This window comes from Variovorax sp. BGA-UO-ETr-C22 (assembly GCF_059567965.1).
Genome location: NZ_JCAQPA010000010.1, coordinates 176,715 through 191,677, shown reverse-complemented (window position 1 = coordinate 191,677; position 14,963 = coordinate 176,715). Strand labels below are relative to the sequence as shown.

Below are 14,963 nucleotides of genomic sequence, written 5' to 3'. Positions count from 1 at the left end.
TGTTCCCATGCCCTCGCTGAATTCCTCGCTGCCGCTCGCCGGCGTGCGCGTCCTCGATCTGTCCCGCATCCTGGCCGGCCCCTGGTGCGGCATGGTGCTGGCCGACATGGGCGCCGAGGTGATCAAGGTCGAGCACCCGGGCCGCGGCGACGACACGCGCGACTGGGGCCTGCGCGTGGGCAAGACCGAGACCGCCTACTTCAACAGCGTGAACCGCAACAAGCGCTCCGTCACGCTCGACCTGCAGACGCCCGAAGGCCAGCAGATCGCGCGCGACCTCGCCAAGCAGTGCGACGTGGTGCTGCAGAACTTCAAGTTCGGCGGCATCGACAAGCTGGGCCTGGGCTACGAACAGCTGCGCAAGGAGAACCCGGGCCTCATCTACTGCTCGATCTCGGGCTACGACCGCACCGGCCCCGAGGCCGCGCGCCCCGGCTACGACCTCGTGGTGCAGGGCGAGGCCGGCCTGATGGCGCTGAACGGCGAAGCCAACCAACCGCCGCTGAAGTTCGGCGTGGCCGCCGTCGACCTGTTCACCGGCATGTACTCGGCGCAGGCCGTGCTGGCCGCGCTCTACCAGCGCGAGAAGACCGGCACCGGCCGCCACATCGAGATGGCGCTGTTCGACTGCGGCCTGATGATCACCGCCTACTACGGCCTCGAAGCGCTGCTGATGGGCGAAGACCCGCCGCGCTACGGCAACTCGCACCCGTCGATCGTGCCCTACGGCGTGTTCGACGCGGCCGACGGCCCGCTGGTGATCACCGTGGGCAACAACGCGCAGTTCATGCGCTTCTGCACCGAAGTGATCGAGCGCCCCGACCTCGCGGCCGACGAGCGCTTCAAGACCAACATCCTGCGCTCGGCCAACCGCGCGGCGCTGCTGCCCGAGCTGAACGCCGAACTCGCGAAGCGCCCGCGCGCCGCGCTGCTCGAAAAGCTCAACGCCTCGGGCATTCCCTGCGGCGAGGTGCTGGGCCTGCTGGAAGCATTGAACTCCCCGCGCGCGACCGACGCCGGCCTGGTGACCAAGCAGCCGCACCCGGTGGCCGGCGAAGTCAATGTGCTGGCGCCGCCCTACCGTTTCGATGGCGAGCGCCTGCCCGTGCGCAGCGCGCCGCCCACTTTGGGCGAAGGCACGCACGACGTGCTGAAGTCCCTGCTCGGCCTGTCGGATGAAAAGCTGGCAGCGCTGAAAACGAATGGCGTTGTCTAAGTAGGCAGCGCCCGCATCCCTGAAGAGAAATCCATGGCCTTCCCGTTCCTCCGTACCCCCCGCAACCCCGTGCGCCGCGCCCTGCTCGCGCTGGCCCTTCCCCTGCTGGCCGGCAGCGCCTTCGCCCAAGCCTGGCCGACCAAGCCGATCACGCTGGTCGTGCCCTTCCCGCCCGGCGGCCCGACCGACGTGGCTTCGCGCATCGTGGCGCAGAAGATGTCGCTGTCGCTCAAGCAGAACATCCTGGTCGACAACCGCAGCGGCGCCTCGGGCACCATCGGCGCGGCCTTTGCGGCCAAGGCCGCACCCGACGGCTACACCTTCGTGATGCTGGCCACGCCGACGCTGCTGGCCTCGCACCTGTACGGCACCGTGCCCTACGACATCTTCAAGAATTTCACGCCCGTGGGCACGGTGTACGACCTGCCGATCGTGATGGTGGTGAACCCGAAGGCCCTGCCCGGCGTGAACGGCCTGCAGGACCTGATCGCCAAGGCCAAGGCCGACGGCGGCAAGCTCAACTACACGACCGCCGGCGCCGGCAGCTTCGGCCACCTGACGACCGAGCAGCTGAAGAACATCGGCAAGTTCGAGATGCAGCACGTGCCCTACCGCGGCAGCGCCCCGGCCGTGACCGACCTCATCGGCGGCCAGGTGCCCGCGATGTTCTCCGACCTCGTGGCCGTGATCCCGCACATCCGCGCCGGCACGCTGCGCCCCATCGCCGTGGGCTCCGGCAAGCGCGTGAGCCTGCTGCCCGACGTGAAGACCGTGGCCGAGCAGGGCTTCCCCGGCTTCGACGCCACCTCGTGGGGCGGACTGCTGGCCCCGGCCGGCACGCCGCAGGCCGTGGTCGACCGCATGAGCGCCGAGCTGAAGAAGGCGCTGGCCGACAAGGAAGTCGACGAGAAGCTGCAGAGCGTGGGCTCCTTCGCGGCCTACGGCACGCCGGAGCAGACCGCCACGCGCATGCGCCAGGACTTCGAGCGCTGGGGCAAGGTGATTCGCGACAACAAGATCACGAACCAGTAAGACACGGCCTCCGTCCGCAGCCGGCAAGACCCCCTCAAGGAGACAACATGACAACAGGCAACGACAAGAACATCCCCACGGGACCGGCCAGCGCGCCGTTCCGCCCCCTGTTCACGGTGCGCGGTCTTGCCGACATCCGGCGGCTGGAGGAGACGCCGCTCGGCGAAGCACTCACGGTGCGCAGCACCTACGAGCTATTTCGCAATTCCGGCGCGGCCTTCGGCGACAAGACCGCGCTGACCTTCCTGCCCAGCGGCAACCCGGCGGATGCACCCATCCGCTGGTCGTATGCGCAGCTGCTCGCGGGCATCCACCAGACGGCCAACCTGCTGCACACGCTGGGCGTGGGGCCGGACGATGCAGTGGCGGTGCTGCTGCCCGGTTGCCTCGAATACCACCTGGCGCTGTGGGGTGGCGAGGCGGCCGGCATCGTGCAGCCGCTGAACCCGCTGCTCACCGACGAGAAGCTGGTCGCGCTGATGACCGCAGGCCGCGCCAAGGTGCTCATCGCCTACGGCTCCGACAGCGAATCGGGCATGTGGTCGAAGGCGATGCGCCTGCGCGGCCAGGTGCCCACGCTCACCACCGTGCTGCGCGTGGCGCCGCACGACGAAGCGCCGGGTGCGGCCGGCACGTTGCCAGAAATGGAGTCGGGCAGCGCGAGCGCGCTGCCGGGCGTGGCCGAGTTCGACGTGCTGCGCGCCGCGCAACCGAGCGACCGCCTCGTGAGCGGCCGCGACATCGCGCCCACCGACATCGCCGCCTACTTCCACACCGGCGGCACCACGGGCGCGCCCAAGCTCGCGCGCCACAGCCACGGCGCGCAGGTGTTCACCGCCTGGGCCAGCGTGCAGCTCGCGGGCATGAACGAACAGGGCATCTCGATCAACGGCTACCCGCTGTTCCATGTGGCGGGCGTGCTGCCGGCCTCGCTGTCGTCGCTGTCGGCGGGCGTGGAGGTGATCATTCCGACGCCCTCGCTGCTGCGCAACAAGGAGGTGCTGGCCAACTACTGGAAGCTGGTCGAGAAGTACCGCCCGACCTCGCTGTCCGCCGTGCCCACGGTGCTGGCCGCGCTGGCCAATGTGCCGCTGGACGGCGCCGACATCTCCTCCATCACCTACTGCCGCACCGGCGCCGCCGTGCTCGCGCCCGAGCTGGCCGCGCGCTTCGAGCGCCTGTTCGGCCTGCACGTGCACGAGAGCCTGGGCATGACCGAGATGGCCGGCATCTCGACCATCACGCCGCCCGGCGTGAACGGCCCCGCGGGCTGCGTCGGCTTTCGCCTGCCCTATGCGCAGGTGCGCATCGTGGCGCTGGACGAAAACGGCAACGCCAGCGACCGCGAGGTGGCGCAGGGCGAGACCGGCATGGTGCTGTTCAAGTCGCCCAACGTGTTCTCGGGCTTCGTCGATCCGGCCGACAACGCCAAGGCCTTCACGGCCGACGGCTGGCTCGCGACCGGCGACCTGGGCTGGATGGACGCCGAGGAGCGGCTGCACCTCACGGGCCGCTCGAAGGACCTGATCATCCGCAGCGGCCACAACATCGATCCCAAGACCATCGAGGACGCGCTGGGCGCGCACCCGGCCGTGCAGCTGTGCGCCGCCGTCGGCGCCCCCGATGCCTACGCGGGCGAACTGCCCGTGATCTTCGCGACGCTGGTGCCCGGCGCCTCGGCCACCGAAGAGGAACTGCTGGCCTTCACTTCTGCACGCGTGGACGAAGCGCCCGCGCGCCCCAAGTGGGTGTCGGTGATCGCCACGATGCCGATGACCAACGTCGGCAAGATCTACAAGCCCGAGCTGCGCGCCATGGCCGCGCGGCAGGTGGTGACGGCCACGGTCGCCGAGGTCTGCACGGCACTCGGCCTGAGCGATGCGGCGCGGCCTGCGGTGAGTACCGAAGGCGAAAGCCTCGTGCATGTGCAGATCGACGCCGCTGCGGCGGGCGCGCAAGCCGCAGCACTGCAGGAACGGCTGCAGAAGGCCCTGGAACCGCTGCCCTTCAAGACGCGCATCGCGCTGAAGTGACCGGCCTGCTTCTTCTTCGACACGATTTTCTGAAACCGAACGGGAGACAAACCATGACCCATCAACCCTCGACCCGCCGCGCCCTGCTGTGCGCGGCAGCATCGACCGCCGCGCTGTTCGCGCTGGCCCCCGCGCATGCGCAGGCGCCCTACCCGAACAAGCCGATCCGCCTCGTCGTGCCTTTCCAGGCCGGCGGCGCGACCGACGTGCTGGCGCGCGTGCTCGGCCAGAAGATGTCGGCCAGCATGGGCCAGCCCCTCGTGGTCGACAACAAGCCCGGCGCGGCCGGCATCATCGGCACCGACGCGGTCGCCAAGGCCGCGCCCGACGGCTACACCATCGTGCTGTCGCTGAGCAACTCGCTCATGACCAACGAGTTCCTCTACGAGAAACTGCCCTACGACACGCAGCGCGACCTCACGCTGGTCTACCAGATCGCGATGGCGCCGCTGGTGCTGGTGGTGCACCCCAGCGTGCCCGCCAAGACCGGCCCCGAGCTGCTGAAGTACGTGGCCGCGAACAAGGGCAAGGTGGCCTACGGCTCGTACGGCGTGGGCGCCTACCCGCACCTGGCCGGCGCGCACATGAGCCTCACGCAGCAGGCCGACATGAACCACGTCGCCTACAAGGGCGAGGCACCGATGGTGCAAGACCTGATCGGTGGCCAGATCCAGATGGCCTACGCCAGCGCGCTCGCGGCCAAGCCGCACATCGACGCGGGCAAGCTCAAGGCCGTCGGCGTGACCGGCGAGCGCCGCATGAGCACGCTGCCCAACGTGCCCACGCTGGCCGAGCAAGGCCTGAAGGACGAGGCCTACCGCGTAACCGGCTGGCTCGCCATTGCCGCGCCCGCCAAGACGCCCAAGGCCATCGTCGACCGCATCGCCGACGAAGTGCGCAAGGCCACGCAGCAGCCCGACGTGCGCGAGCGCGTCGCGGCCATGGGCTTCGAGATCAAGGACAGCTCGCCCGAGCTCTTTGCCGCGGCCTGGAAGCAGGAGCGCCCCGTGTGGGAGCGCCTGATCAAGCAGTCGGGCGCCAAGCTCGAGTAACCCCTTTTCCCATTTTTGTCATTCAAGAGGAACAGCCATGAAAGTTCTGGTGCCTGTCAAACGGGTCGTCGATTACAACGTGAAGGTGCGCGTCAAGAGCGACGGCACCGGGGTGGACATTGCCAACGTCAAGATGAGCATGAACCCCTTCGACGAGATCGCTGTCGAAGAAGCGGTTCGCCTGAAGGAAAAGGGCGTGGTCACGGAAGTGATCGCCGTCTCCTGCGGCGATGCCAAGTGCCAGGAAACCCTGCGCACCGCGATGGCCATCGGTGCCGATCGCGGCATCCTGGTCGAGACCGCTGAAGAACTGCAGCCGCTGGCCGTCGCCAAGCTGCTCAAGGCGCTGGTCGACAAGGAACAGCCCCAGCTGATCATCCTGGGCAAGCAAGCCATCGATGACGACGCCAACCAGACCGGCCAGATGCTGGCTGCCTTGGCCGACCTGCCGCAAGCCACCTTCGCCTCGAAGGTCGACCTCGCAGCTGACAAGGTCACCGTGGCCCGCGAAGTCGACGGCGGCATGGAAACCCTCACGCTCACGCTGCCCGCGGTCATCACGACCGACCTGCGCCTGAACGAGCCGCGCTACGTCACCTTGCCCAACATCATGAAGGCCAAGAAGAAGCAGCTGGACACCTTCAAGCCCGAAGACCTGGGCGTGGACGTCAAGCCCCGCCTGAAGACGCTCAAGGTCAGCGAGCCCCCGAAGCGTGGCGCCGGCATCAAGGTGCCCGACGTCGCCACCCTGGTGGACAAGCTCAAGAACGAAGCCAAAGTGATCTGAGGAAGAAACGAACATGACCGCACTCGTCATTGCCGAACACGACCACGCCAGCATCAAGCCGGCCACCCTCAACACCGTGACCGCCGCGCTGGCTTGCGGTGGCGACGTCCACATCCTCGTGGCCGGTGCCAACGCTGCTGAAGCCGCCAAGGCTGCCGCGCAGATCGCCGGCGTGTCCAAGGTGATCGCTGCCGACAGCGCCAGCTTGGCCGAGAACCTCGCCGAGAACGTCGCCGCACAAGTGCTGGCCATCGCCGGCAACTACAGCCACATCCTGTTCCCCTCGACTGCCAACGGCAAGAACGTCGCCCCGCGCGTGGCCGCCAAGCTCGATGTGGCGCAGATCAGCGACATCACCAAGGTCGACAGCCCGGATACGTTCGAGCGCCCGATCTACGCCGGTAACGCCATCGCCACCGTGCAGAGCACCGACGCCACCAAGGTGATCACCGTGCGCACGACCGGCTTCGACGCCGCAGCCGCCACCGGCGGCAGCGCCACCGTTGAAACGGCTGAAGGCGTCGCCGACAGCGGCAAGAGCGCCTTCGTGGGCCGTGAAGTCACCAAGAGTGACCGCCCCGAACTCACCGCCGCCAAGATCATCGTCTCGGGTGGCCGAGCCCTGGGCAGCGCCGAGAAGTTCAACGAAGTGATGACGCCGCTGGCCGACAAGCTCAACGCCGGCCTGGGCGCCAGCCGCGCAGCTGTCGACGCAGGCTACGCCCCGAACGACTGGCAAGTGGGCCAGACCGGCAAGATCGTCGCGCCGCAGCTGTACATCGCCGCGGGCATCTCGGGTGCGATCCAGCACTTGGCCGGCATGAAGGACTCGAAGGTCATCGTCGCGATCAACAAGGACGAAGAAGCGCCGATCTTCTCGGTGGCCGACTACGGCCTCGTGGCCGATCTGTTCACGGCCGTGCCGGAACTCGTGACCACGCTGTAAGCGGCTGCGACGATGAAGACCCGCATCACCGAACTGCTCGGCATCCGCTACCCCATCATCCAGGGCGGCATGCAATGGGTGGGCCGCGCCGAGCTGGCCGCGGCCGTGTCGAACGCCGGCGGCCTGGGCATTCTCACGGCGCTCACGCAGCCCACGCCCGACGACCTGCGCCACGAGATCGCGCGCACGCGCACGATGACCGACAAGCCCTTCGGCGTGAACCTCACCATCCTGCCGGCGGTGAAGCCGCCGCCGTACGCCGAGTACGTGCAGGCCATCATCGACAGCGGCGTGAAGATCGTGGAGACCGCGGGCAACAGCCCGAAGGACTTCATCGAGGCCCTGAAGCGCCACGACGTGAAGATCGTCCACAAGTGCACCTCGGTGCGCCACGCGCTCTCGGCTGAGCGCAACGGCGTCGACGCGGTGTCGGTGGACGGTTTTGAATGCGCGGGCCATCCGGGCGAAGACGACGTGCCCGGCCTCGTGCTGCTGCCGGTGGCGGCGCGCAAGCTGCGCATTCCGATCATCGCGTCGGGCGGCATCGCCGACGGCCGCGGCATGGCCGCCGCGCTGGCACTGGGCGCCGAGGGCATCAACATGGGCACGCGCTTCTGCGTGACCCAGGAAGCGCCGATCCACGACAACATCAAGCAGGCACTGGTGGCCGCGACCGAGCGCGACACCAAGCTGATGTTCCGCACCCTGCACAACACGGCACGCGTGTTCCGCAACGCGATCTCCGAAGAAGTGGTGGCCACCGAACGCCGTCCGGGCGGCTGCGAGTTCGAGGACATCCGCCCCTTGGTGGCCGGTGCACGCGGCCGCGCGGCGCTGGAGTCGGGCGAGGTGCACAACGGCGTGGTCTCGGCCGGCCAGTGCATCGGGCTGATCGACGACATCCCGACCTGCGCTGAATTGCTCGAACGCATGGTGCGCGAGTGCCGGGAGCATCTGGACCGCGCTCGCAGCTGGATGAACTGAAGCTCTGCCGCGCTCCCGCCGACGGGAGCGTTCAGAGCCGCTTCGGACTGGCGCGGCACGGGCCCACGAGGTCCGTGCTCAGCGCGTCGCAGAAGCTGCATTTGTTGGCGCTCGCCGAGACTTCGTGCCGCATGAACCGGCCACTTCGCCGGGTTCTTCTCTAGAGTGAATGCCCCTGTCACTCGACACCCCACCAAGGGAAGAAGAAAGGCGCCACACCCCACCCCCTACTGAGATGTTTGAAGGCTGCTTGCCTCGCGGCAGGTCGTCGTTGCGAAAGCAGCGATGCAGATGCGAGGTATCAAAAGGCGACGGCCAGGGCGTTATCAGCACCCCAGCCGTCTAACCAAGTTCGTGCAATCGCCTTGGAAGGAACGCACAAAAATGGCTACCAAGACTATAGCCCGGCCTCGCACGCCGGTAGCTCCCGAAGACAACGCCCAAGACCCGGCGGATCTTCTCGAAAACACCCTGTCTCAGCTCGAAGCGCTCCTGTGGGTCTGCCACGGGGAAGAGATCGACTGGTGCAGCGGTGACGGGCCTCGACGACTGGACAACGTGCTTTGGCTTGCAGCTGATCTCGCTCGCAAGGCGGGGGAGCTGTTTCAGCTGAGCGAGAAGGCGCGACGCGCAGCGCTTAAGACTGGCGGTTAGCGGCTGGTCTGCGGGCTGCGTGTTTCGCGGCCCGCCCTGGTGAACAGGTTCTTTGGGGTGCAACTGCTGAAGCCCTTGTGATGGAGGGAATTCGGTTCGATTGAGGTGCTTGTGGTGCAGGCCTCGGTGGCAGCCATGCGCTCCATGCTGATCGTCGGCAGACAATGCGAGCAGCTGCTTTGCAGCGGTTTCCGACATCTCTCGCCCTCGCGCGAATGGGTACTATCGGCCATGAGCGGCCACTCCTGAGCGAGACCAAATTCCCCTCAAAGCTGACGCTCGCATCTCCTCACCGTCAGCTGGAGTACGCACTCTTCTAGCGATTGATCAAGGGAACCATGAACGTCGAGATCCTGTATCCATTCCTTGGGCTGCCCATAACATCTTTGGACCTCCAGGCGGCGTTCACTGCACTTGGCTTTGACTTGAGCGACGAACTTGAACTTCCCGAAGACGACTATCGCGCCTACATCGAGCGCCCTAGCGGCGGAGTCTCTTTTGCATTCACCGATGAAGCTTGGTTTCTAGGAATAGACGATCAGCCAATGGGCGTTGGGCCACTATTCTTTAACACCATATTCTTCTACTCCGATGGCGCGGATCGTTATGCCCAATACAGACATGCCTTGCCATTTGGGTTGGCATTTTCCGATGACACAGGATCGGCAAGGAAGAAGCTCGGCGAACCTGAATGGGTACGGCATACCGATGATGGACGAGTAGCCGCAGAGAGGTGGGAAGTTGACGCAAATTGCCGCCTGCATGCCACCTATGCGTTGTCTGGCCGACTTCATATTCTTATCTATAGCTGGCCAGACGCCCACTTACGAAAATCGTGAAGATTGAGACGTCCGCTTCGGAGCAAATCTCCAAGGCCACTATGAGCCTACTGACGCCTGCGCGCCTGCGGCAGAATGCGGCCAAAAGCCGACGCTGACCAGATCTGCATATCAACATCAACGCACCCTAAAGAGGACTGCTTTAGCTCGGGCTGTACAGCCGCTTCGGGCCCGAAGCGGTCCTTCGATGCGAGAGGTCGACCGACTGCTATGCAGCGATCACGGTCTGTCGTGCATCTGCAATTGACGTCCGCTTCTTGCCAGTGACCTGCCCTTCAACGCGGCGGCTCCGACTACCAGCGGGAAGAAAAGCTGGCCACAAAAGTCGGGGCGATTCAGTTCACCCTGTGCTGTTAGCCTTGCATGGTAGGCAGGGCCTCTGCCACGCCAACTCCGGCCATCGCGCCCAATTTTTTAGAAGTGAACTCACCATGACCAGCCCGCTGTACAACGCCTCCGTTCCCGTCATGCAGCAGATGCTGCGCGCCCTGTCCGACGTGCTCAAGAAGGCCGAAGACCAGGCGACGCAGAAAAATATCGATCCCAATGCGCTGCTGCAGGCGCGGCTGTTCCCTGACATGTTTCCGCTGGTACGTCAGGTACAGATCGCCGCAGACTTCTCCAAGGGCATTGCCTCCCGCCTGGCGGGTGCCGAGGTGCCGTCCTGGCCCGACACCGAGGTCAGCTTCGCCGACCTGCAAGCGTTGATCGCCAAAGCTCTGGCCCATATCGGCTCCTTCAAGCCTGAGCAATTTGATTCCTGCGAGAGCCGCGAGATCGTATTGCGCCCCGGCACCCCCAAGGAAAAGAAGCTGACCGCAAGCGCATACCTTCTGCACTATGGACTGCCGCAGTTTTTCTTCCACGTGACCACCACCTATGCCATCTTGCGCCACAACGGTATGGAGATCGGCAAGCGCGACTACATGGGTGCCTACTGACCCAAGACAGACAGGCGTTCAGCCACTCTGGCCACTGCCGCTCGAAGTGCAAGCGTGCACGGCAAGCCCAATGTGTTGACGCGCGACATCGGCACCTCCTCACTGGCGCAGGGTTGCGCGGGGCAACTCACTGCGGTGCAGGTCGAGCACTGCGACGGCGTGCTGCCACCGATTCGCGCCTTGGGGCCACCAATGACGGTCCTCCGAGGGGCCTTCATCACCCGATGAAGGCCCCTTGAAGGCGCCGCACCAGAGCCTGGGCCTGCCGGCGCTCGAATGCGGTGTTCAACGGCCAGCGTACGGCAGCGACGAGTGATGCACGACGATGCGCAGCTTGCCGGCACCGTCCTTCACGAAAGTCCAGGTCTTGTCGACCGTGGTGACCTTGCCGTCCGGGTCGGTGAACAGCACGTTACCCAGCGTGCTGGCCACGTCGCCGTGGATGAGCACGGCACTGTTGGCAATCTCGCATTTGGTCCAGCCCTTCAGGGCGAAGCCGGTGTCGTTGGGAAAGGCAGGGTTGCCGCCCACGAAATACGCCAGCGCGCCGTCGCGAGCGGTGCGGAAGGTCTGCGGCGATGTCGTGAGCGTCGGCTTGAACAGCACTGCGCCCAGCTGGTAGGCGTAGGCGCTGTCGATGACCTTCTCGGCCAGCGCCCTGGCGGCCGGCTGCCCTCCGCTGGAATTCGCAGCGCTGATGTCGACCAGCGCCTTGCACCAGGCCTGCTGGGCCCCCAGGACTTCCGCTTCCGTGATGCTCCGGGCGACGACTTTCTCCTTGGCGGCGACCGGCAAGATGGCCCCTGCGATCAGGAGGCTGGCGATGGCGCTGGGAATGAATTTTTTCATTTGGGTCTCCAATTGAAGTAGTTGGATACCGGAGCGGCCGGGTGGGTCGAGCCGAGACCCAAAGTGCATCCATACGACATGCACAAGGCATGATGCGCCGGCCGATTTGCTCTGAGTAAAAGATGCAAATGAAATGAATGGTTGTGCATTTGCGAGATAGCCAGGCGTGCAGGCCTGTCTCGCAACAGACTGAAGCGGGCGCACACGAAGGACGGCGATGCAGCGGTTGCCGGCATCTTCTGGCCTCGCGCGAATGAGTGCTATCGGCCAGAACCGGACCTTGGCTCACGCCGCCCAGTTCGCGAACACCCTAAGGTCACCAGGGGCCAACAACCGTCCGTTTTTTGCGCCGGAACGATTCGGTCACAAGCAGACACTCAACATGGGACAGGTGTCGAACGAAAGCCATCCTCTCGGTCTGCACCAGAATTTCCTCCGATCTGCGAAGACCTCATCACATGCAACAACGTTTTCTGAATGCCTTGCTGGTTGCCCTCATCGCCAGCTTCGGCATCTCTGGCGATCCGGCACGCGCCCAGGCCCAAACGACGCCCAAGGTGCAGCCCGGCGAGGGGCGGCCTTACGAGGTTGTCGACACCGAGGTATGGGACGTGCCCGATCCGGTTTCAGGCCGCGGCTACCAAGTCTTCATTGCTTTGCCGCCGTCCTATGCGAAGCAGCCGCGGCAGCGCTACCCCGTGCTGTATGTGACTGACGCCGACTACGCTTTCCCGATCGTCCGGCAGTTGGGGCGCCGCCTGAACGTTGAAGGGCCTCGGATCGAGGAATTCATCCTCGTCGGCCTGTCTTACGCAAAGGGCGAGGACGGGGCGGTCAGCCGCCAGCGCGACTACACACCGACACCGAACGGCCCAAGCACCGCGCCAGCCAATGCGGTCCACGGTCAGGCGCGCGCCTATCAAGAATATCTGCGCAACCAGGTAAAGCCGTTCATCGCCGCTCGCTACCGGGCCGACCCGGCCAGAACAATCTTTCTCGGTCACTCCTACGGCGCCCTGCTTGGGATGCAGATCCTTTTCACCGAGCCCGGCTTGTTCAACGGCTATATCCTCGGCAGCCCATCTCTCTGGTACGACAAGCGACATGCCTTGAAGCTCGAAGCGAGCTACGCCAAACAGAATCGGGACCTGACGGCGAATGTCTATCTTTATGTCGGCGCCTATGAGGCGCTGCGCAAAGGTGTTCGGCGCTACAACCAGACGGTAGACATGGTTGCCGACAACCAGGCGCTGGAGACGGCGCTACAGAGCAGAAAGTACCCAAGCTTGAAGCTGAAGTCAGCGGTCCTGAACGACGAGGACCATCTCACCGTCGCGCCGCGTGGCTTTACGCAGGGCATGAAGTATCTGCTCTCGGCGCACTGACAAATCACAGCGAACGGACAAGTCGTCAACTCTTTGTGAGTGCGTATGTAAGAAGGAGTGAAACTGCAGCCTCACACCATCTTTCTGTGAATCAGCGGAAGCCCGGCTTCGGACAGAAGCAGTCATTCGGCGTCGCCACGCAGTCGCTTGCGAGTTGACCAGGAGAACTACGCCGCACTGACAGCCGGCAACGGGCTCGTCACCACCTCGACCCTTCGAGGTCCGCGGGCCATCTTCAAGCCGGAATCTCGCGCTCCAGTCGGCATAGGAAAGATCGCGCCACTTTTACACCTCGGCAACGCGCACGCAGGTCGCCAAGCGCGTAGACGACGCATTCATCGCTCAGGGCCTCTTGCACTGATCAGATCGCGCACGGCAATGGCCATCACCAAAAGCGCCAAGCCGGCGGCGGTCAGGGTTGCCGCCGCGTAGAAGCTGATCAGGGCCCAGTAAAGGACAGGCTGCTCGACGGCAAGGATGTCAGGTCCTTTGCGGTTGTTGAGCACCCCGGTGCGCACGCTTTCCACCACTTCGATCGCTCCAATAAGGCACCCCCAGCCGATCAAGGTCGCGACGGCGAGGGCTGCCATCGACTGTAGCCACGGCCGTCGGCGGTTCGGGGCATTCGGACGGCCCGTCACGTGCTCACTGCGTTGGCAAACGTCAACCGATTCCCGAAGGAATGCCGAACTGTCACCTCACGCGTGCCCCACCCCGTGTCCTCGATGCCAGGACACGCGTGGCCGTACTGCTTGGCTGCCATCCCGGCATGAAAGCCATCGATTCCGTTGCATGCAATGCGCAGGACTGCACCGCGGCAGGTGCCGCTGTGTTCGGCCAAGTGCTGCACACGGCCTTCGCGCGACACCTGGAGGTACGGTGGCAGCATAGGCCCAAAGCGATGTTGCTCCACAAGCGTTGTTTCTATTTAGTTAATCTCATGTGCGCGAACTCATCAGACGCACGTTGTGCGTCTCCGGATTATCGAAGGGCCCATATTCACAATGAAATACATGAATCGACACTGGGCCCCAGCCGAAATCCGTAGGAATTTTTGATGGAGGGACGAGGATTCACACATCCTAAATGGGCCTTTTCCATTGCCTCGGGGGGTGTGTCAATCCATTCCAGCTCCAGCTTTCATGATCGCGCGAAATTGTCGAGAGCAGCGCCCTTTGCGATGGCAAGGCGACCGGCTGCAGTCGGCCAAGAGCGGAAGTTCGTCGGCGCCTCTCAGCTTTCCAGACGGGGCGCGCCTGCTTCCCGCCGCCTTCAATACAGTGAACCGAAAATGACGCCTGAAGAAAGCCAAGCCAATCAGTCGATTCTCGACGGCGTGGAAGCCGTCGGTGGCGGCTACGTGTGGGACGCGGAGGTCTTTGCGGTCACTCTTATGGATGTATCTTTGGCGGACGATAAGGTCATTCCGCTTTGCGGTCTGCGAGGCATCCAGCAAATTGCGCTCGACGCCTCGCGGCTCTCCATAGCGACCATCGCGGCATTGGCAGGCATCACCGGGTTGCAGTCACTTGTGCTCGCGCGACGCACCTTCACCGAGGGTCAGCGGAACGAGCTCAGTCGATTGGGGCCTCAGATTGTTGAGGTCGATGACTAGGGCTCGTTGCGGCCACAAGCAGCCACTCGGCGAGCTCATCGAATACGAAAATCGAAGATTGCCAGATCGAGTTCCGGCGCCGCCTCAAGGCTGCTGGCAAGAAGGTCACCGGCCTGATGCCCGGCACCAACGCAGGTTGGCGCAGGAGCAGAGACTATGCAGCTAGGCGATCACTTGACATGAATTCTGGGCGAGCACTTTGCCATCGGCGCGCTCGCCTCGCACGTCGGCATGCCAGCCAAATACCGCGCCATCGTGTCGATGTCCGTCTCTGAAAGGGTCGTGCCGTCAGTCGCACCGTATCCGGGCTATCGACCGAAAACTTCCAATCACTGCATGGCCAGGTCCAGACCCATCCAATTGCAAAATTCAAAGGTGAGGAAGAGCACGAGGAACGCAGAAGCGACGAACGCCCCGCCCACCTTGATGGATGTCAGTACCACTGCAACTGTCTTTTGATTCTTGTCCTTCTGTCCCCGTTCGTAATGCCACTTGACGGCTAAATACATGCCCACGCTGAGCACGAGAACCTTGAAAATAACAAAAGAGATAGGGATTGAATTCATGATTGAAGGGATATCAATGGTGACAGACGGTGAAGTGCCCGAGTGCGGCGATTAGCTCAATAGA

The 14,963-nt window shown here is 64.4% G+C and carries 16 protein-coding genes; 12 read left to right on the top strand and 4 right to left on the bottom strand.

The annotated features are described in order from the left end of the window. Window positions 1-7 precede the first annotated feature (7 nt). From AC57B8_RS14330 to AC57B8_RS14285, 10 genes are all read left to right on the top strand, one after another. The gene (locus tag AC57B8_RS14330) at window positions 8-1,216 is read left to right on the top strand and encodes a CaiB/BaiF CoA transferase family protein (RefSeq protein WP_354345833.1); all 1,209 of its coding nucleotides are present in this window, start codon (window positions 8-10) and stop codon (window positions 1,214-1,216) included. A gap of 33 nt (window positions 1,217-1,249) precedes the next feature. Continuing rightward, window positions 1,250-2,248: a Bug family tripartite tricarboxylate transporter substrate binding protein gene (locus AC57B8_RS14325; protein ID WP_496479957.1), complete on the top strand. Its 999-nt coding sequence runs from the start codon at window positions 1,250-1,252 to the stop codon at window positions 2,246-2,248. 47 nt (window positions 2,249-2,295) lie between these two features. Continuing rightward, window positions 2,296-4,281 (top strand): acyl-CoA synthetase, encoded by a 1,986-nt coding sequence (locus AC57B8_RS14320; RefSeq protein WP_496479956.1) that lies wholly within the window; start codon window positions 2,296-2,298, stop codon window positions 4,279-4,281. A 53-nt stretch (window positions 4,282-4,334) separates the two neighbouring features. Further along, complete coding sequence (locus AC57B8_RS14315; RefSeq protein ID WP_095743556.1) at window positions 4,335-5,333, top strand: Bug family tripartite tricarboxylate transporter substrate binding protein; 999 nt, start codon at window positions 4,335-4,337, stop codon at window positions 5,331-5,333. A gap of 37 nt (window positions 5,334-5,370) precedes the next feature. After that, on the top strand, window positions 5,371-6,120 hold the full coding sequence (locus tag AC57B8_RS14310) for an electron transfer flavoprotein subunit beta/FixA family protein (RefSeq protein ID WP_496479955.1): 750 nt from the start codon (window positions 5,371-5,373) through the stop codon (window positions 6,118-6,120). Between the two features lie 13 nt (window positions 6,121-6,133). Beyond that, the gene (locus AC57B8_RS14305) at window positions 6,134-7,066 is read left to right on the top strand and encodes an electron transfer flavoprotein subunit alpha/FixB family protein (RefSeq protein ID WP_070060186.1); all 933 of its coding nucleotides are present in this window, start codon (window positions 6,134-6,136) and stop codon (window positions 7,064-7,066) included. Between the two features lie 12 nt (window positions 7,067-7,078). Beyond that, entirely contained in the window at window positions 7,079-8,050 is a 972-nt protein-coding gene (locus tag AC57B8_RS14300) for an NAD(P)H-dependent flavin oxidoreductase (RefSeq protein WP_062470992.1), read from the top strand. A gap of 384 nt (window positions 8,051-8,434) precedes the next feature. After that, window positions 8,435-8,704, top strand: coding sequence for a hypothetical protein (locus AC57B8_RS14295; protein WP_496479954.1), 270 nt, complete (start codon window positions 8,435-8,437; stop codon window positions 8,702-8,704). A 338-nt stretch (window positions 8,705-9,042) separates the two neighbouring features. Next, a complete protein-coding gene (locus AC57B8_RS14290) occupies window positions 9,043-9,543 on the top strand; it encodes a hypothetical protein (RefSeq protein ID WP_159278613.1) in 501 nt (166 codons plus the stop codon). Between the two features lie 431 nt (window positions 9,544-9,974). Continuing rightward, complete coding sequence (locus AC57B8_RS14285; protein ID WP_496479953.1) at window positions 9,975-10,484, top strand: DUF1993 domain-containing protein; 510 nt, start codon at window positions 9,975-9,977, stop codon at window positions 10,482-10,484. Window positions 10,485-10,769: 285 nt separating this feature from the next. On the opposite strand, the gene AC57B8_RS14280 is transcribed toward AC57B8_RS14285, so the two are convergent. Next, complete coding sequence (locus tag AC57B8_RS14280; RefSeq protein WP_495264888.1) at window positions 10,770-11,333, bottom strand: metal-independent carbonic anhydrase family protein; 564 nt, start codon at window positions 11,331-11,333, stop codon at window positions 10,770-10,772. A gap of 458 nt (window positions 11,334-11,791) precedes the next feature. On the opposite strand from AC57B8_RS14280, the gene AC57B8_RS14275 reads away from it, so the two are divergent. Next, on the top strand, window positions 11,792-12,718 hold the full coding sequence (locus AC57B8_RS14275; RefSeq protein ID WP_496479952.1) for an alpha/beta hydrolase: 927 nt from the start codon (window positions 11,792-11,794) through the stop codon (window positions 12,716-12,718). 335 nt (window positions 12,719-13,053) lie between these two features. Here AC57B8_RS14275 and AC57B8_RS14270 read toward each other — a convergent pair whose 3' ends face one another. Both AC57B8_RS14270 and AC57B8_RS14265 read right to left on the bottom strand, forming a co-directional pair. After that, window positions 13,054-13,308 carry a hypothetical protein gene (locus AC57B8_RS14270; RefSeq protein ID WP_159278616.1) on the bottom strand — a complete coding sequence of 85 codons (255 nt, stop codon included), beginning with the start codon at window positions 13,306-13,308 and terminating at the stop codon, window positions 13,054-13,056. A 47-nt stretch (window positions 13,309-13,355) separates the two neighbouring features. Continuing rightward, complete coding sequence (locus AC57B8_RS14265) at window positions 13,356-13,631, bottom strand: glyoxalase superfamily protein (protein ID WP_495264891.1); 276 nt, start codon at window positions 13,629-13,631, stop codon at window positions 13,356-13,358. Between the two features lie 378 nt (window positions 13,632-14,009). On the opposite strand from AC57B8_RS14265, the gene AC57B8_RS14260 reads away from it, so the two are divergent. Beyond that, window positions 14,010-14,333, top strand: a complete 324-nt coding sequence (locus AC57B8_RS14260) for a hypothetical protein (protein ID WP_496479951.1) — start codon at window positions 14,010-14,012, stop codon at window positions 14,331-14,333. 329 nt (window positions 14,334-14,662) lie between these two features. Here the strand turns inward: AC57B8_RS14260 and AC57B8_RS14255 are convergent, their stop codons facing one another. Beyond that, window positions 14,663-14,899, bottom strand: coding sequence for a hypothetical protein (locus tag AC57B8_RS14255; protein ID WP_496479950.1), 237 nt, complete (start codon window positions 14,897-14,899; stop codon window positions 14,663-14,665). Window positions 14,900-14,963 lie beyond the last annotated feature (64 nt).